Below are 22,174 nucleotides of genomic sequence, written 5' to 3' on the forward strand. Positions count from 1 at the left end.
AAAAAAGCCGACAGACCGGCTCTGTACCTCCCCCCGTCTCACCGCCACGCGGCAGACCGTGAATCTGGATGGCCACACTCTGGTCTGCTGAGGCAGGATTGATGGTCATGTCGGGTATCGTCACTGTCCCACCGCTTAACATGCCTGCCGTGATGACGTATTCTTGCTCAGCGGCTTGTTCCCCTGAAGCTGCCCCCTTTGCTCAACGTGACCGATGCCCCCCACAATCTGCCTCCCCGTGCTCATCCTGACCGACGTGAAACTCCCTTTGCCCCTCATTCAATGATGACCAGGCCGCGGACCTAAGTCAGGGTTAATATTGGTTACATTATCGCCATAATGTGGGGGTGGCGATCTGCTTATTCGTAAAAAGCATATGTTCATACTCTTTTGAGTGAAACATTTTCAACTGCACCTGTTCGCTATCGACATCAACAGGGAAAATCGCTATCTTCGGCTGTCTGGAAGTCTAAACGTATAAACGTATGCAGTGAGGTTATAAGGTTATGCCAATCCGAGTCCCCGATGAATTGCCCGCAGTGAACTTTTTGCGCAAAGAAAACGTGTTTGTGATGACATCATCTCGTGCGAAAACTCAGGAAATTCGTCCGCTTAAGGTATTGGTACTTAACCTGATGCCCAAAAAAATCGAGACTGAGAATCAGTTTCTACGGTTGCTATCGAACTCCCCCCTGCAGATCGATATTCAGCTGTTGAGAATCGACAGTCGCGAGTCCAAAAATACGCCGACTGAGCATCTCAATAACTTTTACTGCAACTTCGAAGATATAGAAGATGAAAACTTTGATGGGCTGATTGTAACCGGAGCCCCATTGGGATTAGTTGATTTCAGCGATGTGGTATATTGGCCGCAGATTTCACGGGTCGTGAGTTGGGCTAAAGAGCATGTTACTTCAACCTTATTTGTGTGTTGGGCCGTACAAGCCGCATTAAACGTCCTTTATGGCATCCCGAAATTGACGCGTGACGCTAAACTCTCCGGCGTTTACGAGCATCATACTTTTCAGCCACATGCGCTAATGACGCGCGGTTTTGATGAAACATTCCTGGCTCCTCACTCACGCTATGCGGATTTCCCACTGGATGTTATTCGCGAACATACTGACTTGGATATTCTGGCGGGGTCAGACGAAGTCGGCGCTTATCTGTTCGCGAGTAAGGATAAACGTCTGGCATTTGTTACCGGTCATCCGGAATATGATGCGCTGACGCTGGGTAGTGAGTATTTTCGCGATATTGAAGCCGGGTTGGATACCGTTGTCCCAGTGAATTACTTCCCGGATAACAACCCCGAAAAAGCGCCTAAAGCAAGCTGGCGCAGTCATGGCCATCTCTTATTTTCCAACTGGCTGAACTATTATGTCTACCAGATCACGCCGTTCGATTTACGTAATATGAATCCTACTTTGGATTGATATTCTTTATTTAGGCACCTGCGGGTGCCTTTATGTTGCGTTTATTTTTTTCGCTCAATACCCCTCCTTTTTATAGTGCTTTACTCCAGTGTTTATCCCCCATATTGGGTCTTAAATAATGTCTGATGACATGAATGTTGAGGTAAATAGATCTGGATAAATAAGCAATGACGCGGCCTTAGTTGCCAGTCTAACCGTTTTATAAGCCGGGAAAGGTAATAACTGGTGTACCGCAGACTGATAATACGGCTATGTGGTTTTGGTCAGTCGATAGGTTCGATGAGGAATAATGCGGTCAACACTAATTCCGCTGAAATAAAAACAGGGGCACAAGGCCCCTGTAACATAAAACATCGCCTGTCATTAATACAACCCGATGACCTTCCACCATAACAAGCCGGCAGACATAAAGATCGCCTGGTTAATCAGACTAATAATGAACCCTGTTCGCCACCAGACACCGGTGGGTACATATCCTGCGCCGAACAGAATGGGGCCGCGGGCATGTGTGTACTGGGTAAGAGAACAATACAGGCTGCTGGTAAACGCCAGCATCAGCGCCATGGGGACTGCGGGGATATTCAGGTTAATACCCACACCCAGGAATACGGCATAAAGGGCTGCGATTTGCGCATTACCGCTGGCGAAGAAGTAGTGGGTATAGAAGTAGGCGGCATTGAGTAGCAGGAGGACTAATACCCAGCTAGTTCCCAGCATCATATGGCCAATGCTGTTACCGATAAGATCGCCAAACCAGGCCGTGAAGCCCAGATTCTTGAGCTGGTTCGCCATCATTAACAGCGCCGCGAACCAAATCAACGTATCCCAGGCACCTTTCTCGCTTTTAATATCATCCCAGCTCAATACGCCAGTCAGCAGCAAGAAAGAAAGTCCGACAAAGGAGGCGGTTGTCGCATCCACGCCCAGTTTGTCGCCGAAAATCCACAGTACCAGCAGAATCAACACGGTGGCGGCCATCAGCCACTCCCCGCGGCTCATGCTTCCCATCTTTTTCAATTCAGCGACGGCAAGCTTAGGAGCATCGGGCGTATGACGAATTTCTGGTTTCACCAGCCAGTATACGCACAGCGGGATCACCAGCAGAGAGATGAGGCAGGGCACTACCGCGGCGACGAACCAACTGCCCCACGTGATAGTGACGCCAGCGTTGGCTGCCAGTTTTATCGCTAACAAGTTACCGGTGTAAGCCGTCATAAACATTGCAGCGGTGATGTCGTTGACGTTACCGATACAGGTGACCAGAAACGTACCGATCTTACTGCGGGAAGCATCATCCGGTTTGGAGTCGAAGCTGCGTGCCAGCGAGTCGGCGATGGGATAGATAACGCCGCCGCAGCGCGCCGTGTTGCTCGGCATGGCCGGGGACAACACCAGGTCGGCAAAAGCCAGTCCATACGCCAGGCCCAGCGTGCGTTTGCCAAGTAGACGGATCATCTGGAGTGCAATACGCCGCCCCAATCCGGTTTTAATGAATCCCCGGGCAATCATGAAGGCAACGACGATCAGCCAAATCAACGAACTGTTGAGATCGCTCAGCGCCGTCTGAATGGATGCGCTAGGCGTCTTGTCGCCTGCCGCATAGGTCAGGGCGAACAGCGTAATGCTGATGATGCCAATCGCCCCAATCGGCAATACGTTTGCCACGATACAGATAATCGTTGCGACGAAAATAACGGCTGAATGCCAGGCTGCGGGAGTCAGGCCGGTGGGCGGAGTGAGTTGCCAGAAGAAAGTTGCAATAATGACGATGACTACTAAAGGAAGCCAATTCAGGCCATAAGACGTTTTGGTCTTCATCCGTTTTCCTTACAAAGGTCTGAAGATATTGCGTGTGTGTCGCCCTAATATCGGTTAGGGAGTGAACTAAGAATAACGCTAATGAATAACTGAGAAAGTGAAAATATGCGTCTTATTGACGTAAGGCGTTTTGAAAGTATTTATTTTAGAGGCTTCATTGACGAAACGACAATGAAGAAAAATAGACGATGGCCGGAATGGAATAACCGGCCATCATGTTCGAGGAAGGGATTATTCGAATAGATTGTGGTGCAGAGTTTGTACGACCTGTTCGGCCGCGCTGGACGGCACCAGGAAACACAGATTATGACTACTGGCGCCATAACAGATCAGGCGAATATTAAAGGGTTCCAGTACGCCGAAGACCTCTTTGCCCACGCCGCATGCCTGAGAGAGTTTATTGCCGATCAGCGCGACCAGCGACATATTCTCTTCCACTTCAACCCGACACAACGAAGACAGCTCCGTCAGCATCGCGCTGGATAGCAAGCCGTCGCCGGTAGACGTCGATCCTGTCGTATCGAGCGTAAGCGCTACGTTCACTTCGGACGTGGTAATCAGGTCCACGGAAATATTGTGACGCGCCAATATGCTGAAAACCTCTGCCAAAAAGCCACGCGCATGCAGCATGTTCAGGCTGTGCAGCGTCAGCAGGGTTTGCTTGCGGCGTAGCGCCAGTGCGCGAAACAGCGGGGGATGCTCCGTTTTATTGCAGACCAGCGTTCCCCCTGCGGCCGGGTCTTTGCTGGAGCCGACGAAGACCGGGATGTCGCTGCGTACGGCGGGTAACAGCGTCGCGGGATGCAGGACTTTGGCGCCAAAGGTCGCCATTTCCGCGGCTTCCTCAAACGTGATCTGATCGATGCGTTTAGCGGCGGGCACCACGCGCGGGTCGGTGGTGTAAATGCCGGGAACGTCGGTCCAGATATCAATTCGGCTGACGTTCAGGGCTTCGCCCAGCAGTGCGGCCGTATAGTCGCTGCCGCCGCGTCCTAGTGTGGTGGTCCGTCCTTTAGACTCGCTGCCGATGAAGCCTTGCGTAATGACGAGGCTATCGGACAGACGAGGCAACAACTGCTCTCGGGTCAACACTCCCAGCGCTTCGCAGTCAGGCTCGGCACGGCCGAAACGATCGTTGGTGCGCATAATCTTGCGCACGTCGAACCACTCCGCCACGACGCTGCGTTCCCGTAAAATCTCAACGAACAGCAGCGTGGACATCAGCTCGCCGTGGCTAACCAGCTCGTCGGTCAGTGCCGTAGAAGTGGCTAACGCCGCCGCTTCTGAGAGTCGGGCAATGTTGTCCAGCATCCGGTTAATCTCTTCACGGATGACTTCCGGCTGAGTCAGTCGGTCGACGATGGCATATTGGATCTGGCGGATTTTATTCAGGTGTAATTCGCGTTCTTCTAGTGGTACGCCTTCTGCCAGCGCGACCAGTAGGTTGGTTACGCCAGCTGAAGCCGACAGCACCACGATGCGTACCTGCGGATTGGAAAGTACCACGTCGGCGCTATGATTCATCGCGTCGAAATTGGCGACGCTGGTGCCGCCGAATTTAGCGATAATCAACGCGTTTTGTTGTTGAGCGGACATTTATGAAACCTCGTGTCAGGAGACGGCATCGCTAAGGTGTGGAGCCGTCCATCGTTAAACCTGTGCACAAGGGAAGAGCGATAAACAGGGAGCAGACGTAGAAAAAAGCTACGATACACCCAGAAGCGCTCCACCTTGCTGAACATCCTGCCGCGCAGGATGAGCCGGTGACAACCCAGGGGATTCAGCCCCTGTGGTCGATGAAATCAATGCCGACGTTGATCTCATCTCGGCGACGCTCCCCCTCGGGTATCTTCTTCGGAAAACGGCTCCTCCGATACCTTACCTGGGCGACGCACCTCTTCTGGCTTACGAACCTCGTGGGCGCGTAAGTAGGCCATTACAAATAACGGGTTACGCGGTGGCTGTCAATGGCTCGCGGGCTTCCGCGCCGGGCATTTCGCAAGAAAAGGGATCTCAAGCGGAGCGTTAAGGGATACAATCTCTTGATTACTGACCATTCATTCTTAGACAAAGAGTACCGTTATGAAAAATATCAATCCAACGCAGACGGCCGCCTGGCAAGCTCTGCAGCAGCATTTTGCCGTGATGAAGGACGTTCAAATCAGCGATCTGTTTGCCCAGGATGATGCCCGCTTCAAGCGGTTTTCCGCGACCTTTGACGACCTGATGCTGGTGGACTACTCAAAAAACCGTATCACGGATGAGACGCTGGAAAAATTGCAGGCCCTGGCGCGCGAGACCGATTTGGCTGGCGCTATTTCGTCCATGTTCTCCGGTGAAAAGATTAACCGTACTGAAGATCGCGCGGTCCTGCACGTTGCCCTGCGTAACCGCAGCAATACCCCGATTGTGGTCGATGGCAAAGACGTGATGCCGGAAGTGAATGCCGTCCTGCAGAAAATGAAGCAGTTCAGCGAACGTGTGATCGGCGGTGACTGGAAAGGATATACCGGCAAAACCATTACCGACGTGGTGAACATTGGTATCGGTGGTTCGGACCTGGGTCCGTTCATGGTGACGGAAGCGCTCAAGCCTTACAAAAATCACCTCAACATGCACTTCGTCTCCAACGTTGACGGCACGCACATCGCAGAGACGCTGAAAACGCTGAACCCGGAAACCACGCTGTTCCTCGTCGCGTCTAAAACGTTCACTACCCAGGAAACGATGACCAACGCTCACAGCGCGCGTGACTGGTTCCTGAAAGCCGCGGGCGATGAGAAATTTGTTGCTAAGCACTTTGCCGCGCTGTCCACCAATGGCAAGGCCGTGGGCGAGTTTGGGATTGATACCGACAACATGTTTGAATTCTGGGACTGGGTTGGCGGTCGTTATTCTCTGTGGTCCGCCATCGGTATGTCTATCGTGCTGTCCATCGGCTACGACAACTTCGAACAGCTGTTGAGCGGCGCTCACGCGATGGACAAGCATTTCGCGTCCACGCCTATCGAGAAGAACCTGCCGGTACTGCTGGCGCTAATCGGCATCTGGTACAACAACTTCTTCGGCGCGGAAACAGAAGCGATTCTGCCGTACGACCAGTATATGCACCGTTTCGCCGCCTACTTCCAGCAGGGCAACATGGAGTCCAATGGCAAGTACGTAGACCGCAACGGCACGCCGGTGGATTACCAGACCGGCCCGATCATCTGGGGCGAACCAGGTACTAACGGACAGCACGCGTTTTATCAGCTGATTCATCAGGGAACCAAACTGGTGCCTTGCGATTTCATCGCGCCTGCCGTCAGCCATAATCCGCTGAGCGACCACCACAGCAAATTGCTGTCCAACTTTTTCGCACAGACTGAAGCGCTGGCCTTCGGGAAATCCCGTGAAACGGTTGACGCCGAATTCGCCGCTGCGGGTAACAAACCGCAGGACGTGGAACACGTCGCACCGTTTAAAGTATTTGAAGGCAACCGCCCGACTAACTCTATCCTGTTGCGTGAAATCACGCCATATAGCCTGGGTGCGTTGATTGCGCTGTACGAACACAAGATCTTCACGCAGGGCGCGATTCTGAATATCTTCACGTTCGACCAATGGGGCGTTGAATTGGGTAAACAACTGGCTAACCGCATTCTGCCGGAACTGCTGGATGATTCTGCGGTGAGCAGTCACGACAGCTCCACCAACGGCCTGATCAACAACTTCAAAAAATGGCGTCAGGCATAATCAGCCCGATGTGAGCCATGCTGTTCGCGCGGTCTATTGTATGGGCGGCGCGAGCAGAAAACGCCAGACGGGTTCATCGGGTCTTTCTGACGTTCCTACCGCTCGTGGGGGAGAAGGCCGACATGCCGTTTATCGTCACATCGTGGTATTTGCTACCGACACAATGACCGTCAGACCGCGATCTTAATTATCTCGGAGGGAACATGCGGACTCGTATTCTTATGGCAACAGCCGGCGTTTTGCTGGTGGCCGGATGTAGCTCGACGCATTCGCTTAGCCCAGCAGGGCAAGCAGTGCGTTTTACGGATAGCTTGCCTGGCGCGGAATGTCAGCGACTTGGCGCGGTGACCGGCACTCAATCCAATTGGTTATCCGGTAACAGTGATGCGGGCAGTTCGATGCGGGGCGCGGCTAACGATCTCCGTAATAAGGCTGCTGAGATGGGGGGAAATGTGATCTTTGGCGTGACATCGCCGAGTGAGACGTTCCTGTCCAGTTTCGCTCCGTTGGATAGCAAGATGCAGGGTGACGTGTATAAATGTCGTTAACGCCCGCGATGTAACAAAAGGGGCCGACGAGCGTTTTCGTCGGCCTTTGTTTTATCCTGCGACGGTTTTATCCGGCGACATCGTCCTGACTTTGCCGCATGCCGAGATCCAGCGGCGTCTTACTGGCTTCGCCACCGATTTCCCGCGCCAGCCGGGGCACTAAATAGCCTGACACCATCGTCATCAACGTTCTGATGATGTCTCTCGCCTCATCATCCGGCACCAGAAAATGCGCGGCGCCCTGCACTTTGTCCAGCACATGCAGGTAATACGGCAGGATCCCCGCGTCGAACAGCGCGTTGCTGAGCGCCGCGAGCGTTGTGGCGCTATCGTTGACGCCGCGTAGCAGTACGCTCTGGTTCAGCAGCGTGACGCCCACCCGGCGTAATTTCGCCATATTTTGTGCTACGTCAGTGTCGATTTCATTGGCGTGATTAATATGCGTGACGAGCACCACACGTAGTCTGGATTGCTTCAGGCGTTGGCACAGCGCGTCCGTGATCCTTGCCGGGATCACAACCGGTAGTCGGCTATGGATGCGCAGGCGTTGAAGATGGGGAATGCTTTCCAGTTCGGCGATCAGCCAATCCAGCTCGTGATCTTTCGCCATCAGCGGATCGCCGCCGGAAAAAATGATCTCATCCAGTTCAGGATGTTGACGAATATAGTCCATCGCCTGGCGCCAGTTGGATTTATTCCCCTGATTATCCTGATAGGGGAAGTGGCGACGGAAGCAGTAACGGCAGTTGACGGCGCAACCGCCTTTGACCAGCAGCAGCGCACGATTACGGTATTTGTGCAGGAGGCCGGGAACGACGCTGTCTTGCTCTTCCAACGGATCGTAACTGAATCCGGCGTCTCAATAAATTCCTGCGGCGCGGTGATCACCTGCAATAGCAGCGGATCGAGAGGATCGCCCGGCTGCATCCGCGCGGCGAAAGATCGCGGCACGCGCAGGGGGAAAAGCCTACGGGCATCACGCCCTTCTGTTAGCTGAGGGTGCTCTTTAAGCGCGATAAACTGGAGTAATTCGTCTGGATCGGTAATAACGTCGGCGAGTTGCTGTAACCAATCTTCTCCAGACAGCGTATTTCGGGTTATAATGTGTGCCATTTTTTGGCTAAGTTACCAGTAATAAGAGGACCAACATGGCGTCTTATAGTACCAATGAATTCCGTTCCGGTCTTAAAATCATGCAGGACGGTGAGCCGTGTGCGATCATTGAAAACGAATTTGTTAAGCCGGGCAAAGGCCAGGCATTTAACCGTGTCAGAATCCGTAAGTTGATTTCCGGCAAAGTGCTGGAAAAAACCTTCAAATCCGGTGATTCCGTTGAAGCAGCGGACGTCATGGATATGAACCTGACTTATCTGTACAACGACGGCGAGTTCTGGCATTTCATGAACAATGAAACGTTTGAACAGCTGGCTGCCGATGTGAAAGCCGTTGGCGACAACGCCAAATGGCTGGTTGAACAGGCAGAATGCGTACTGACGTTGTGGGACGGTGCTCCGATCGCCGTGACGCCGCCGAACTTCGTTGAGCTGGAAATTACCGATACCGATCCGGGCCTGAAAGGCGATACGGCTGGAACGGGTGGTAAACCTGCAACGCTGACGACGGGCGCCGTGGTTAAGGTTCCGCTGTTCGTACAGATTGGCGAAGTGATTAAAGTGGATACTCGCTCTGGCGAATACGTGTCCCGCGTAAAATAATCTCTCCGCATAATACCGCTGCATTCTCGCAGCGGTATTACCCACACCGTTTCTCATGCAACGCGTGCCCCGTTATTGTGCCGTCCCCGCAACATCGTTATCCGACTGATTAACCCAAATAAGCTGTTCCGTGTCAAAACCATAGCGTCTGGCCGTCGTCAGCAGCTGTTGTTTCACTGCGTCGTCCAGCGTCGGCGTGCGGGATAAGATCCACAGGTAGTTGCGGTTGGGTCCGCAAATCATGGCGTAGCGATAGGCATCGTCCAGCGCAATCACATTATAGCTGCCGTAGAATGGCCCGAAGAAAGAGACTTTCAGCGATGCCGTCTCTGGATCCCCCATCAAATATCCTTTCCCCGTACTCTCTTTCCAGCGTTGCTGCTGCGTATTAAAGCCGCGATTGGTGACAGTAATGCCGCCGTCGTCGCGCGGATGATAGGTCGCCGTCACTCGGTCCAGGCCGCGTTCGAAGCGGTGGTCGAGACGCGCAATTTCGTACCAGGTGCCAAGATAACGGTGTATATCGAAGTTTTTCACGACCTCGACATTCTCCGGCGGTGTCGTACTGCAGGCGGAGGAGAGCAGTGACGTGATTGCCGCCACCAGCGTTTTCCATCTTTTCATCGGTTTTTATCCTCCAGGGATAGGCCATGGCTGAAGAGTGATGACGTTAAGGGTAGGAAGCGTTTGACGGACTGGCAATGAAAAACGGCCTGTATAAGCAGGCCGTTGTTTTTTGGAGCGGAGTTTTAAAGTGTGACGAGCCCAATGACGGCGACTACCGTCAGAATGGCCGCGAGCCCGTAAAAGACCCATTTCCCTGCCGGCACGTGAATTTTAAGGTCGTGCATGGCGTGGTGGATGCGGTGCAGGCCACACCAGAGCGGCAGCACGATCATCAGCAGCAGGAACAGCCGGCCGATAAGGCTATGGCTAAATGCCGCGATGCGGTCATAGGACAACGCATCCGGGAACAGTCCCATTGGCAGCAGAATACCGACCAGCAGGACGATCACCGGCCCGAAGATGGCGCTCCACATGCCACCGGCGCCGAACAGCCCCCAGAAAGGCGGTTCATCGGAACGTTTTGGCGTTTGATTAATCACGTTATTCCTCCTGATCAGTACAGCAAGGCGATAGCCAGTATCGCCAGCGTGACTACCACGGTCACAATCCACAGCGCTTTCACGATCGGTTCGGGACCCATCTTTTCATCTTTAATGACGATGATGGTGGCTTTGGGCGCCAGATCGAACCAGGTTTTGGTCTGAAGAGCCGCGGCCAGCAGCGCGATGATATTGATGAACAGCACGATAGGGTTTTGCAGGAATCCGACGAAGCCTTCCCAACCTTCCACGCCGTGTTTCAGCGCGAAAACGCCGTACAGCAGCACGATACTGAACCATACTGCCGGAACCGCCGTTCCTTCGCGCAGCATATAGAAGCGGTAATACCCCAGCTTTTGCCACCAGGTCGGCGTCATGCCACGGACATACGCTTTACGTTTGGTTGTCATTGTTTGCCTCCCTCCCTTATTGTGGTTTCAGCATGGCGATCATGAAGTCTTTGGCGCTTTCGACCTTGCCCTGCTGAATGGCGGCGGCGGGATCGACGTGCTTCGGACACACTTCGGAGCAGTAACCGACAAACGTACAGGACCATACGCCGTTATCGCTGTTCAACTGAGGCATACGCGCTTTCTTGCCGTGATCGCGGTTGTCCAGATTGTAGCGGTGCGCCAGCGTAATGGCGGCCGGGCCGATGAACTCCGGGTTCAGACCAAACTGCGGGCAGGCGGCGTAGCACAACCCGCAGTTGATGCAGCCGGAGAACTGGTGGTACTTCGCCATTTGCGCCGGCGTCTGCTTGTTAGGGCCGTCTTCCGGTTTGCGATCATTGCCGATAATGTACGGCTTGATGGCTTCGAGACTCTCAATGAAGTGAGTCATATCGACCACTAAATCGCGTTCGATCGGGAAGTTACCCAGCGCTTCTACCTTCATGCCGCCGGTATAGTCGCGGAGGAAGATTTTGCAGGCCAGTTTCGGGACGTTGTTGACCATCATGCCGCAGGAGCCGCAGATCGCCATACGGCAGGACCAGCGGTAAGACAGGTCCGGCGCCAGGTTGTCTTTGATATAACCCAGCGCATCAAGCAAGGAGGTCTGCTTGTTATACGGCACTTCATAGGTTTCGAAGTGTGGCGCACTGTCCTGCTCCGGGTTGTAGCGCATGACTTCCATTTTCAGGGTTTGCATCTCAGCCATTCGCTTGCTCCTTCTTACTTTTCTCCTGAGCATCGGCTTCACCGCCGTAAACACGTTTCGCCGGCGGCAGCTTGGTGATCTTCACATCGCTATACTCAAGACGTGGAGCACCATCCTGGCTGTGGAACGCCAGCGTATGCTTCAGGTAATTGACGTCGTCGCGTTCGGTGCAGCCTTCGTCAAGACGCTGGTGGGCGCCGCGGGATTCCTTACGGTTGATTGCAGAGTGCGCCATACATTCCGCCACATCCAGTCCGTGGCCGAGTTCGATGGTGTACAGCAGGTCGGTGTTAAATACGCTGGAGTGGTCGCTGATTTTGACGCGTTTGAAACGTTCTTTCAGTTCGGCCAGCTTATCGACGGTTTTTTGCATCAGGTCGGTGGTGCGATAGATACCGCAGCCTTCTTCCATCGTCATCCCCATCTCATCACGGATTTTAGACCAGCTTTCCGTGCCTTCCTGATTCATCAGGTCATGCAGTTTTTTCTCAACGTCGCGGGCCTGCGCATCCAGCGCGCTGGTATTGGCGGGCGTCGCTTCCTGAGAGCGTCGTACGGCGTGTTCACCGGCCAAACGGCCGAAGACCACCAGCTCCGCAAGGGAGTTAGAACCCAGACGGTTGGCGCCGTGCAGGCCGACGGAAGAACATTCACCGGCGGCGAACAGACCTTTGATGCGCGTTTCACACTGCTGATCGGTTTCGATGCCGCCCATGGTGTAGTGCGCGGTAGGACGAATGGGGATCGGTTCCTTGACGGGATCGACGCCGACGTAGGCTTTGGCCAGTTCGCAGATGAACGGCAGGCGCTCTTTCAGCTTCTTCTCGCCCAGGTGACGCAGGTCGAGGTAGACCACATCGCCCAGCGGAGTCGAGATGGTGCGGCCAGCGCGCCACTCATGCCAAAAAGCCTGAGAGACCTTATCGCGCGGCCCTAGCTCCATGTATTTGTTTTTCGGCTCACCCAACGGCGTTTCGGGTCCCATGCCGTAATCCTGCAGATAGCGGTAGCCATCTTTATTGACCATGATGCCGCCTTCGCCGCGGCAGCCTTCGGTCATCAGGATGCCGGAGCCGGGCAGGCCGGTCGGGTGATACTGTACGAATTCCATATCGCGTAGCGGCACGCCGTGGCGGAACGCCATCCCCATGCCGTCGCCGGTGACGATGCCGCCGTTGGTGTTATAACGGTACACACGTCCGGCGCCGCCTGTCGCCATGATGACGGCGTTGGCGCGAATTTGCACCAGCTCGCCTTCCATCATATTGATGGCGACGACGCCACGCGCGTGGCCTTCATCGACCAGAATATCCAGCACGAAGTGTTCGTCGAAACGCTGAATTTGCGGGTATTTCAGCGACGTCTGGAACAAGGTGTGCAGCATGTGGAAACCGGTTTTGTCGGCAGCAAACCAGGTGCGTTCAATCTTCATCCCGCCGAAACGGCGTACGTTGACTGAACCGTCTGGTTTACGACTCCACGGACAACCCCACTGTTCCATCTGGATCATTTCACGTGGGCACTCGTGAACAAACTGGTCGACGACGTCCTGTTCGCAGAGCCAGTCGCCGCCGGCGACGGTGTCTTGGAAATGGAAGTCAAAGCTATCGTGATCCTGAGTGACCGCTGCTGAGCCTCCTTCTGCGGCCACGGTGTGGCTCCGCATTGGGTAGACTTTAGAGATCAGCGCAATCTTCAGTTGGGGATTAGCTTCGGCTGCAGCAATAGCTGCGCGTAAGCCAGCGCCCCCGGCCCCGATAATGGCCAAGTCGGCATTAAAGGTCTGCACTGCATTCCTCCAGTTACATAAGTTAAATAAGATAAAATAAGAAAATAATGCGTAATGCGAATATTGGGTTTATTTCCGCCCAGTTTTTAGTGAGTTGGGAGGGGCAGAAAAAAAATCTGACGGCCGTGGATAACCGTTAAATCACTCTTTTTTGTGTGGAAATGATTATAGCTATTTAAAGGTAGCTGAAATTTGATGTGATCCAGCATTTTGCTGTTTTTTAACCAGCGGAGAGGAATAGTTCTTAAAACGTGATCGAAAATGCAATTAAAGTAAAAACAGCACTTTTATTGCTTTAATAAATACTCATCCCTACCGATTAAAACATCTTCAACTGGATATAATTTGTTTGGTCGGACTGATGCGGGTAGACTGCACCCCCTCTTTGACTTTGGAGTAGACCACCATGAGCGAAACGGCAAGTTGGCAACCCAGCGCCCCAATTGCCAATCTGTTGAAGCGGGCGGAGATCATGAACGAAATTCGGCGCTTCTTCTCCGATCGCGGCGTGCTAGAGGTGGAAACCCCCGCCATGAGTCAGGCAACGGTCACAGACGTTCATCTGGTTCCTTTTGACACTCAGTATGTCGGGCCAGGCGCTGCGGACGGCCTAAAACTCTATTTGATGACCAGCCCGGAATACCACATGAAACGCCTGCTGGCGGCAGGCAGCGGCCCAATTTATCAGCTGGGGCGCAGCTTCCGTAACGAAGAATCCGGCCGTTATCATAATCCTGAATTCACGATGCTTGAGTGGTATCGCCCTCACTACGATATGTACCGCCTGATGAATGAGGTGGACGATCTGCTGCAACAGGTGCTGGAGTGCGAAAGCGCCGAAATGCTCACCTATCAGCAGGCTTTCCAGCGTCATCTGGACGTCGATCCGCTCTCCGCCGACAAAGCTCAGCTGCGCGAAGTCGCCGAAACGCTGGGCGTGGGGGATGTCGCGCATCAGGAAGAGGATCGCGATACGCTGCTGCAACTGCTGTTCGCGGTGGGCGTTGAGGTCAATATCGGGCGCGACAAACCGGCCTTCGTCTATCATTTCCCAGCTACGCAGGCGTCTCTGGCTGAAATCAGTACCGAAGATCACCGTGTCGCTGAGCGGTTTGAGGTCTACTTCAAAGGGATTGAACTGGCGAATGGGTTCCGCGAGCTGACCGACAGCGCCGAGCAGCGTCAGCGTTTCGAGCAGGATAACCGCAAACGCGCCGCGCGCGGCTTGCCGGTTCAGCCGATAGACGAAAACCTGTTGGATGCGTTGACCGCGGGTATCCCGGATTGCGCAGGCGTCGCGCTGGGCGTCGATCGCCTGATCATGCTGGCGCTGAAGGCTGAGTCCATTAGCGAAGTGATTGCCTTCCCAGTCGACCGCTCCTAAAGCGCAAGACCCCAATAAAAATCCGGTGAGGCGAGGAGCCTGCACCGGATTTTTTTATGCGCGTCATTCAGGGCGGAATACCTGAGACGGGACAGGCGACTAGAGCGCGCCGTCCGTACGCGTGGCGGAACCGGCGTTACGGCCGTCAATCTGTACGGAATCCATCCGGACCTGGAACGGCGGGAACGGCATCACCAGATTGTGCTGACGGTAGCTGTCCAAAATTAGCTGGTGCAGCTCATGTCGCAGCGGCATGCGGTGCCCCATCTCCGCGGCGAAGATTCGCAGTTCAAACAGCTGAATCCCCTGACGTAAATCAACGAGGAAGACCTCCGGCGGCGGGTTGTCCAACACCAGCGAGCAGCGTTTGACGGCATCCAGCAGCAGGTTGGTCACCTCTTCCGTATTGGCGTCTGCCGGGGCTGGAATGGTCAGCACCACGCGCGTTACGGAGTCAGACAGCGACCAGTTGATGAACTGTTCCGTGATGAAGGCCTTGTTGGGAACGATAATCTCCTTGCGGTCCCAGTCCGAGATCGTCGTGGCGCGGGTGTTGATACGCATAATGCTCCCGGTCAGATCGCGGATCGTCACCGTATCGCCAATACGTATCGGCTTCTCGAACAGAATAATCAGGCCGGAGATAAAGTTGGCGAAGATCTCCTGCAAGCCGAAGCCCAACCCCACCCCTAGGGCGGCGACGAGCCACTGAAACTTGGACCACTCGATGCCGAGCATAGAGAAGCCGAACATCCCGCCAATCAACAGCAGCACATATTTACTGACGGTGGTGATGGCGTAGCCAGAGCCGGGCGACAGCTCGACGTGTTGCAACAACACCAGCTCAAGCAGCGCAGGCAGATTGCGCATCAGCTGAGTCGTAATAAAGAAGATCAGAATGGCGATCAGCACCGCGCCCAGCGTGATCGGTTGGACCGTCTCGGTGCCATTGAGCGTGCTGGTGGCGTCCCACAGGCTGATGTTCTCCAGGAAGGAGAACGCCGAATGGATTTCCGACCAGAGCGCCAGCACGGAGACCAGCGCAATCAGCGTCAGCACTGAACGTACCAGTTGCAGGGATTTCGCGCTGATGGCGTCCAGATCGACCACCGGCTCTTCAACGACTTCACTGCCGGCTTCATGACTCTGTTGCGTTAACTCTTCTTCCCCCCGCGCCCGGATTGCCAGTATCTCCGCCCGGCGCTGCTTGGCGCGATCGAACGCGATGCGTCGGCGCTGAATCAGCATCCAGCGGCGAATGATGTGGTAAATCACCAGCAGGAAGAACCAAATCGCGACTGACTTTTCCAACCGGGCCAGCAGCGCCTGCGACGTGGCCAGATAGCCAAAGCAGGAAGCCAGCACGGCGATCAACGGCATACAAAGCAGCAGATTCCACATGGCGCGGTTCACGGGGTTTTCTCCAGAACCTTCCTTATCCAGATACAGCGGTATTCCGGCACGTTTCAGGCTGGTGGTGACCAGACTGAGCGCCAGGCACAGCAGGATGAAACAGAGGCGTCCCAGTGTGCTGGAAAATTGGCGATCGTTGAGATTATCGAAGGTAATCAACGCCATAATGAGAGGAACGATAAGCCCGATGGACAGCCGGTAGTAGCGCATCGCCCGTTCTACCCGCTTAGGCGACCAGCCGAAATGCACGATGAACAGCCCCTGACGGTGCGCGAACGAGGCGCTAATCATCACGACCCACATCAACGGCACGGTGGCGGTGACGCTATCGCCTATGGCGACGGCGACCGGATAAGGCCACGCATTTTGCAGGCCGTAGCCCAACGCCGCCCACAGGATCGGCAGCGGAATGGCGACCATCACTGACCAGAATACGGTGCGGAGCGTCAGCATGAAGTGGTCGAGCGTCACTTTACCCACGCGTCCGCTGGCTCGCTCCAGAAACGCATGATAGTGGCGGCGTGAACTGATACTGAGCGCGACCAGCAGCAGTGCGCCAATCAACGGCAGCAGCGTACTCCAGCTGGTGACCATCATCACCATGGCGCTGCTGAGCTGCGTCAGCGTATCCAAAGACAGCAGGCGGGACAGATCCTGCACTAACTGAAGCGGGTAGGAGAGCGTCAACGGGTCGACGTCCGCCACCCAGAACAGATAGCGGTGGGCGGCTTCGCGGATCTCAATCAGGGCATCTTCGAGCTGATTACTGGCGACCTTCAGCTTGGTCAGTTCGAGAATCTGAGTATCACAGCCTGAAATCAACGAGGTCAGCAGCTCGCGTTGCGTACGTAGCTGATCGTTGAATATCTTCTGCTGAGAGGCGGTGAGCGGCGAGCCGTCATCCTGCTGCGCCTGCTCGTTCTTCGGCAGCTTGGAGAACGTGTCTTCGTACTGCAGACGTTGCACCCGCAGCTGGGTCATGTCGCCATCCAGCAGTTGGGGCTTCGGCATTTCCGGCAGTCGGGCGACCTGCGCACGCAGCGTCTCGCCCAGCGCGGTAGACGAGCCGAGCCACTGAGCCTGTTCGCGCAACGTGCTTAGCGCCTGACGCACCTGCAACGTTTGCGAAGCGGCCTGCCGCTGCTGCGATGCGATTAAGTCCATGCGCTGCGCCTGCTGATTCAGCGCCACGGATAAATCACGGTTCACCTGCAACTGGCTGGCGATGGCGGAAGGCAGGTTACCGCTTTGCTCCGCCAGCAGCTCGGTGCGTTCCAGCGCCTGTTCGGCTTCGCGCTGGCGCATACCGTTGAGGGTGCTGCGCAGGGTTTGCAGCTGATCGTCCAGACGGTCCCGCTGCTGTTTGAAGAGTTCCGCCCGCAGGCGGGAAAGTTCCTGACGATTGCTGGCGGACAGCTGTGCCAGCTCCAGTTCATCGACCCGGCTTTTGCTCAGCGCAGCTTCCGCCTGCAATGACGCGAGCTGCGCTCGCGCCAGCCGCGTGTTGGCGTTGCCTTGCGTTTGGATCCGGCGTTCGACGTCGTTGAGCGCGCGACTGGCTTCCGACTGTTGCTGCGGCAGCTGGGCCAACGAGTCGCTGATCTCCCGCAGGCGATCCTGCTCCAGCTGCTGTTGGCGGGATTGCTCCAGCAGTTGGCTACTGGTTTGAACGATCTGTTGTTCGAGTTCGTTAACGGAAAGGTTATGCACGGCGGGCGTGGATTTGGCGTCTTCCGCCGCCAGCTCCTGACGCAGCCCCCGCGTGAGGCGGGGGAAATCTTCAATCACGCGCTGATACTGATCTACCCGTTCGAGAGCTCCTTTACGCTCATCCAACATACGCAGAGCGGATTGCAGCTCTTTAACGATATCCGCCTGATTCGGCTGTGACTTGTTCGCTTCTGCCTGCTGCAAATCCTGACGTAGCTGGACTTCGCTGGGAAGTTGGGCGGTCAGCGCCGGGGCGGATAGCAGGCATCCCAGTAGAAAGATCAGTATCAGACGCACGCTAACTTACCTCTGTAATTTCGCGGTTTAAGGCGTATTTCCCGCTGTCGTAGAGACGACGACGTCCTCGCTCGTGGCTTCCGCGAGGGGTTCACCCATGCGGGTGACGCTTTGGTTGGACAGATTGGTCATCAGCTGCACTTTACCGGCGGCAAACAGGTTGATAACGGTAGAGCCCAGTTTGAACTGGCCCATCTCTTCGCCTTTGTCCAGCGTGATGGCGCCTGTCTCACCCTCGGCGGGGTAGGTCCAGCGCTTGATGATGCCTTCGCGCGGCGGCGTCACGGTGCCCGCCCACACGGTTTCAATACTGCCGACGATGGTCGCTCCCACCAGAATTTGCGCCATAGGACCAAATTCGGTATCGAACAGGCAGATCACGCGTTCGTTACGGGCGAACAGGTTGGGCACGTTGGCGGCGGTCAGCGGATTCACGGAGAACAGGTCGCCCGGTACGTAAATCATCTCGCGCAGCGTACCGTCGCAAGGCATATGCACGCGGTGGTAATCCTTGGGCGACAGGTAGGTGGTGACGAACAGACCATCACGGAAGTGATCCGCCATGTGGTAGTTGCCCGCCAGCAGGGCTTCCAACGAATAGGTGTGTTGCTTTGCCTGCAACAGCGTGTCGTTTTCGATAGCCCCTAACTGAGAGATCGCGCCGTCGGCGGGTTGTACCAGACGGTGATCGTGCGGATCGACCGGGCGAACGCCGGGGCGCAGGGGACGCGTGAAGAATTCGTTGAACGTCGGATAAGCCGCGGTGTCCGGCTGCTGGGCTTCCTGCATGTTGACGCGGTAAACGCGAACGAACAGGTCGATCACCAGCTTGGTGAGCGCGCCTCCGCGTCGTTCGGCTCCCCAGCCGGCGAGCCGGGTCAGCCAGATTTTCGGCAACAGATGTTGTAAAGCGATCTTGATTCTATCCAGCACAGTGAGCCTCTTGGGTTTGGTGATGCGCCAATATTAAAAGCGGCGCATTGTAGCGATGGTGACAATAAATGTCAGTTATCCGAATCGGAAAAGGATTTACGCGTTTTTACCTGAGACATGCTTTCAAGGATGCGGTGGTAGTTTTCAAAACGCTCGGCTGCGATGTCTCCGCGCTCCAGCGCGGCCCGTATGGCGCAGCCTGGGTCGGTGTCATGCTTGCAATCGCGGAATTTACAGCTGCCCAGATAGTCGCGGAATTCGATAAAGCCCTGCGTAACCTGCTCGGGGTCGAGGTGCCACAGTCCGAATTCACGCACGCCGGGGGAGTCAATCACGTCGCCGCCGCGCGGGAAGTGGTACATGCGGGCGGCGGTCGTCGTATGTTGCCCCAGTCCGGAGTTATCGGACACATCGTTGACCAGGATTTTGCCTTCTTCAGGATAGAGCAGGGCGTTGAGCAGGCTGGACTTACCCACGCCGGACTGGCCGGCAAATATGCTGATACGGTTGGTCAGTTCGGTTTCCAGCTCTTTCATGCCGTCGCCGGTTCTGCTGGAGACCATCAGTACTCGGTAGTGCAATGCGCGGTAGATATCCATGACTTCGTCGACGAACTGAAGTGATTCTTCATCCAACAGGTCGATCTTGTTTAATACGATGAGCGGCTCGACTTCCAGCGTTTCGCAGGCCACCAGATAACGGTCAATGATATTGATCGACAGTTCGGGAAGAATGGCGGAGACAATCACGATCTGATTGATGTTGGCGGCGATAGGTTTAACGCCGTCGTAAAAGTCTGGACGCGTCAGGACGGATTCGCGAGGATGTACCGCTTCCACGATGCCGCTGATGCCAGACAGCGTTTCGTTGCCGGGCCGCCACACGACCTTGTCGCCGGTGACCAGCGATTTGATGGTGCGACGAATATTACAGCGACGTTGCGTACCGTCGGTGGCCTCCACGTCAACATGCATGCCGAAGCGGCTGATGATGGTGCCTTCCTGGGCGTCGCCCAGTTGGCTGTCATCCCACTCGATTTTGCTGTCTGCATGCTTAAGGCGGCGCTGATGATTGGCGCTGACCCGACGTTGCTGACCTTTTGACAGTTTCTTTTTGCTCACTCAACCTCTCTAGATTCGTGGTTATCGCTCATGACATGAGATATGCCTATAATACACCCTATTTGACTTTAATTAACCGATGCTGAGCGTGTCTGCGAAGCCACGTCGGCGGCGGGACGAAAAGCCCTACAGGAATATCGATAAAATGGTAAACGAAAATAATCTGATCTGGATCGATCTGGAAATGACGGGACTCGATCCGGAACGCGATCGCATCATCGAAATCGCCACGCTGGTGACCGATGCTCATCTGAATATACTCGCGGAAGGTCCTACGCTGGCGGTACATCAGCCAGACAGCCAGCTTGCCCTGATGGATGACTGGAATGTGCGTACCCACACCGGCAGCGGACTGGTCGACCGCGTGAAGGCGAGCACCTATGACGAGAATGCCGCCGCGCAGGAGACGATTGCGTTTCTGCGCCAGTGGGTGCCTGAAGGCAAGTCGCCGATTTGTGGCAACAGCGTGGGTCAGGACCGCCGTTTTCTGTTTCGCTACATGCCGGAACTGGAATCATACTTCCACTACCGCTATTTGGACGTCAGCACGCTGAAAGAGCTGGCGCGCCGCTGGAAACCTGAAATTCTGACCGGCTTCAAAAAACAGAATACTCATCAGGCGCTGGACGATATCCGAGAGTCCGTGGCTGAGCTGGCCTACTACCGCGAGCATTTTATCCAACTGTAACGTGTTATACGGAAGCGCGCCGCGACGAAAAAACACCCGGCGTGGCGAGATTTTCCTCAATCTGGCGTTTTTCTACTCGGTTAGAAGAAAATTACGTTTCAGGGGTTGCGCCGCCAAACTTTCCTCGTATAATGCGCTCCCCGTACCGGCAAAGAAATTTCGGTACTGACAGCACCACCCAAGCGGGAATAGCTCAGTTGGTAGAGCACGACCTTGCCAAGGTCGGGGTCGCGAGTTCGAGTCTCGTTTCCCGCTCCAAATTTAGAATTACAGAGCGCGTCAAGCTTCTGTAATTTAGAGAAAAAAGGACCTTCGGGTCCTTTTTTCGTTTCTGGCTTTCCTCGCTTGATTCCTTGAATAAAACCGCGACCAGACTCGCGGCATTCTTTTATCTCCCTGTCACCATATTACAGCGTTGGCGACCAACAGCGATTCCGCGAAGCCTTAATTCTGACGGCGACGATCTACTGCTAAAGTCATTCGGTCTACCAAGGATTGCAGTTCATCTTTAAATTGGGTTGAATCGGTACCGTTTTCTAGCTGTGTCAACGTTTGTTGCTGTACTTCATATCCCTCAGGCAATTGCGCTTTTTCAATCGCCGGTAGCGAGTTGCTGTGGTCCCTCACTTCCTGATAGCTCTCTGCGCTGATCTTGCCAGTACGGTGGTATTCGGCTGTCATTTTAGCCACCACTTTTGCACGCCATTGATTTTCTTGGTCATCGGCTTCTCTAAGGGCAGCACGGCGCTCGTTGACCGTGAAGGAACCGCTGTCATCATACGTAATCAGCGCCAGCTGGTCGCGAGACATCCCCTTGAACGGGTTGCTTGCTTTGCCGTTGGTAAAATCGGTGGCCTGTTGGGCCTGAGCCAGTCGTTGCGGATCGTCAGAAGCAGGCACTTCGGCGTCGTGAGCCGCTTTATTGCGCGTGTAGCTTTCGCCGAAGAGCTCGTGAATGGTGGATTCAGCGAAGGCTGCGAGTCCGTGACGGCTCGTGCTGGCATCTCGCTCCGCGGCGCGTGCGGCGGCATCGCTGAGTTGGATCGAAAGTGAGGACACCTGTGTTGTTGTACTGGTGGGGGTATCCAAAGCGCTGTAGGCCTGTGATGGGGTTGACTCACCGCTGTGGTTAATCGTGCTTTGATCGCTGACTTGTGCTTGTTGGGCGGTGGAACCCAGTTGATTAATACTGTTCATCGGGAGTCCTTCACTCTTTGTTTAGTATTTTGATGCGCCAGTACAAGCGACTTTTTGTCGTGCCTCTGAGCCGCACTTGTTATTACTTCATTGTGAACTCAGCAGCCCAATAAAAATTAATGG

General features: G+C 54.9%; 17 protein-coding genes, 1 tRNA gene, 1 pseudogene and 1 riboswitch. Of the genes and pseudogenes, 7 read left to right on the forward strand and 12 right to left on the reverse strand.

Features of this window, described 5'->3' with window-relative positions; genetic code table 11:
* The first annotated feature begins 506 nt into the window (after positions 1–506).
* Entirely contained in the window at positions 507–1,436 is a 930-nt protein-coding gene (gene metA, locus AU509_RS16360) for a homoserine O-acetyltransferase MetA (protein ID WP_085653345.1), read from the forward strand.
* Positions 1,437–1,799: 363 nt separating this feature from the next.
* Here the strand turns inward: metA and AU509_RS16365 are convergent, their stop codons facing one another.
* On the reverse strand, positions 1,800–3,254 hold the full coding sequence (locus AU509_RS16365; RefSeq protein ID WP_094118834.1) for a DASS family sodium-coupled anion symporter: 1,455 nt from the start codon (positions 3,252–3,254) through the stop codon (positions 1,800–1,802).
* Positions 3,255–3,485: 231 nt separating this feature from the next.
* Positions 3,486–4,850 (reverse strand): lysine-sensitive aspartokinase 3, encoded by a 1,365-nt coding sequence (lysC, locus tag AU509_RS16370; protein WP_094118835.1) that lies wholly within the window; start codon positions 4,848–4,850, stop codon positions 3,486–3,488.
* A gap of 115 nt (positions 4,851–4,965) precedes the next feature.
* Positions 4,966–5,162, reverse strand: a riboswitch (Lysine riboswitch).
* A 174-nt stretch (positions 5,163–5,336) separates the two neighbouring features.
* On the opposite strand from lysC, the gene pgi reads away from it, so the two are divergent.
* Positions 5,337–6,989: a glucose-6-phosphate isomerase gene (gene pgi / locus AU509_RS16375; RefSeq protein ID WP_094118836.1), complete on the forward strand. Its 1,653-nt coding sequence runs from the start codon at positions 5,337–5,339 to the stop codon at positions 6,987–6,989.
* 203 nt (positions 6,990–7,192) lie between these two features.
* Entirely contained in the window at positions 7,193–7,537 is a 345-nt protein-coding gene (locus AU509_RS16380; RefSeq protein ID WP_085653349.1) for a DUF4156 domain-containing protein, read from the forward strand.
* A 67-nt stretch (positions 7,538–7,604) separates the two neighbouring features.
* Here AU509_RS16380 and epmB read toward each other — a convergent pair.
* Positions 7,605–8,650: pseudogene (gene epmB, locus AU509_RS16385) on the reverse strand (EF-P beta-lysylation protein EpmB).
* Between the two features lie 35 nt (positions 8,651–8,685).
* Here epmB and efp point away from each other — a divergent pair.
* Positions 8,686–9,252 carry an elongation factor P gene (gene efp / locus AU509_RS16390; protein WP_085653351.1) on the forward strand — a complete coding sequence of 189 codons (567 nt, stop codon included), beginning with the start codon at positions 8,686–8,688 and terminating at the stop codon, positions 9,250–9,252.
* Between the two features lie 72 nt (positions 9,253–9,324).
* Here efp and blc read toward each other — a convergent pair whose 3' ends face one another.
* The 5 genes from blc to frdA form a co-directional block, all read right to left on the reverse strand.
* Positions 9,325–9,876, reverse strand: a complete 552-nt coding sequence (gene blc, locus AU509_RS16395; RefSeq protein WP_094118837.1) for an outer membrane lipoprotein Blc — start codon at positions 9,874–9,876, stop codon at positions 9,325–9,327.
* Between the two features lie 125 nt (positions 9,877–10,001).
* Positions 10,002–10,358 (reverse strand): fumarate reductase subunit FrdD, encoded by a 357-nt coding sequence (gene frdD, locus AU509_RS16400; RefSeq protein ID WP_085653353.1) that lies wholly within the window; start codon positions 10,356–10,358, stop codon positions 10,002–10,004.
* Between the two features lie 14 nt (positions 10,359–10,372).
* Complete coding sequence (gene frdC / locus AU509_RS16405; RefSeq protein WP_085653354.1) at positions 10,373–10,768, reverse strand: fumarate reductase subunit FrdC; 396 nt, start codon at positions 10,766–10,768, stop codon at positions 10,373–10,375.
* Between the two features lie 16 nt (positions 10,769–10,784).
* Complete coding sequence (locus AU509_RS16410) at positions 10,785–11,519, reverse strand: succinate dehydrogenase/fumarate reductase iron-sulfur subunit (protein ID WP_094118838.1); 735 nt, start codon at positions 11,517–11,519, stop codon at positions 10,785–10,787.
* Positions 11,512–13,308, reverse strand: coding sequence for a fumarate reductase (quinol) flavoprotein subunit (gene frdA / locus AU509_RS16415; RefSeq protein WP_085653356.1), 1,797 nt, complete (start codon positions 13,306–13,308; stop codon positions 11,512–11,514). The genes AU509_RS16410 and frdA overlap by 8 nt, the downstream gene beginning before the upstream one ends.
* A gap of 406 nt (positions 13,309–13,714) precedes the next feature.
* On the opposite strand from frdA, the gene epmA reads away from it, so the two are divergent.
* A complete protein-coding gene (gene epmA / locus AU509_RS16420) occupies positions 13,715–14,692 on the forward strand; it encodes an elongation factor P--(R)-beta-lysine ligase (protein ID WP_094118839.1) in 978 nt (325 codons plus the stop codon).
* A 99-nt stretch (positions 14,693–14,791) separates the two neighbouring features.
* Here epmA and mscM read toward each other — a convergent pair whose 3' ends face one another.
* From mscM to rsgA, 3 genes are all read right to left on the reverse strand, one after another.
* Positions 14,792–18,112 carry a miniconductance mechanosensitive channel MscM gene (gene mscM, locus AU509_RS16425; protein WP_085653358.1) on the reverse strand — a complete coding sequence of 1,107 codons (3,321 nt, stop codon included), beginning with the start codon at positions 18,110–18,112 and terminating at the stop codon, positions 14,792–14,794.
* A 27-nt stretch (positions 18,113–18,139) separates the two neighbouring features.
* Positions 18,140–19,045, reverse strand: a complete 906-nt coding sequence (asd, locus tag AU509_RS16430) for an archaetidylserine decarboxylase (protein ID WP_085653359.1) — start codon at positions 19,043–19,045, stop codon at positions 18,140–18,142.
* Positions 19,046–19,116: 71 nt separating this feature from the next.
* Positions 19,117–20,166 carry a small ribosomal subunit biogenesis GTPase RsgA gene (rsgA, locus tag AU509_RS16435; protein WP_094118840.1) on the reverse strand — a complete coding sequence of 350 codons (1,050 nt, stop codon included), beginning with the start codon at positions 20,164–20,166 and terminating at the stop codon, positions 19,117–19,119.
* A 145-nt stretch (positions 20,167–20,311) separates the two neighbouring features.
* Between rsgA and orn the strand changes: the two genes are divergently transcribed.
* Together orn and AU509_RS16445 are read left to right on the forward strand one after the other, a co-directional pair.
* The gene (orn, locus tag AU509_RS16440) at positions 20,312–20,854 is read left to right on the forward strand and encodes an oligoribonuclease (protein WP_094118841.1); all 543 of its coding nucleotides are present in this window, start codon (positions 20,312–20,314) and stop codon (positions 20,852–20,854) included.
* 182 nt (positions 20,855–21,036) lie between these two features.
* Positions 21,037–21,112, forward strand: a tRNA-Gly gene (locus AU509_RS16445).
* Between the two features lie 186 nt (positions 21,113–21,298).
* Here AU509_RS16445 and AU509_RS16450 read toward each other — a convergent pair.
* Complete coding sequence (locus AU509_RS16450) at positions 21,299–22,051, reverse strand: hypothetical protein (RefSeq protein ID WP_094118842.1); 753 nt, start codon at positions 22,049–22,051, stop codon at positions 21,299–21,301.
* Positions 22,052–22,174 lie beyond the last annotated feature (123 nt).

It is taken from the genome of Lonsdalea britannica, from assembly GCF_002111595.1.
In the GTDB taxonomy this organism is placed as follows: domain Bacteria; phylum Pseudomonadota; class Gammaproteobacteria; order Enterobacterales; family Enterobacteriaceae; genus Lonsdalea; species Lonsdalea britannica.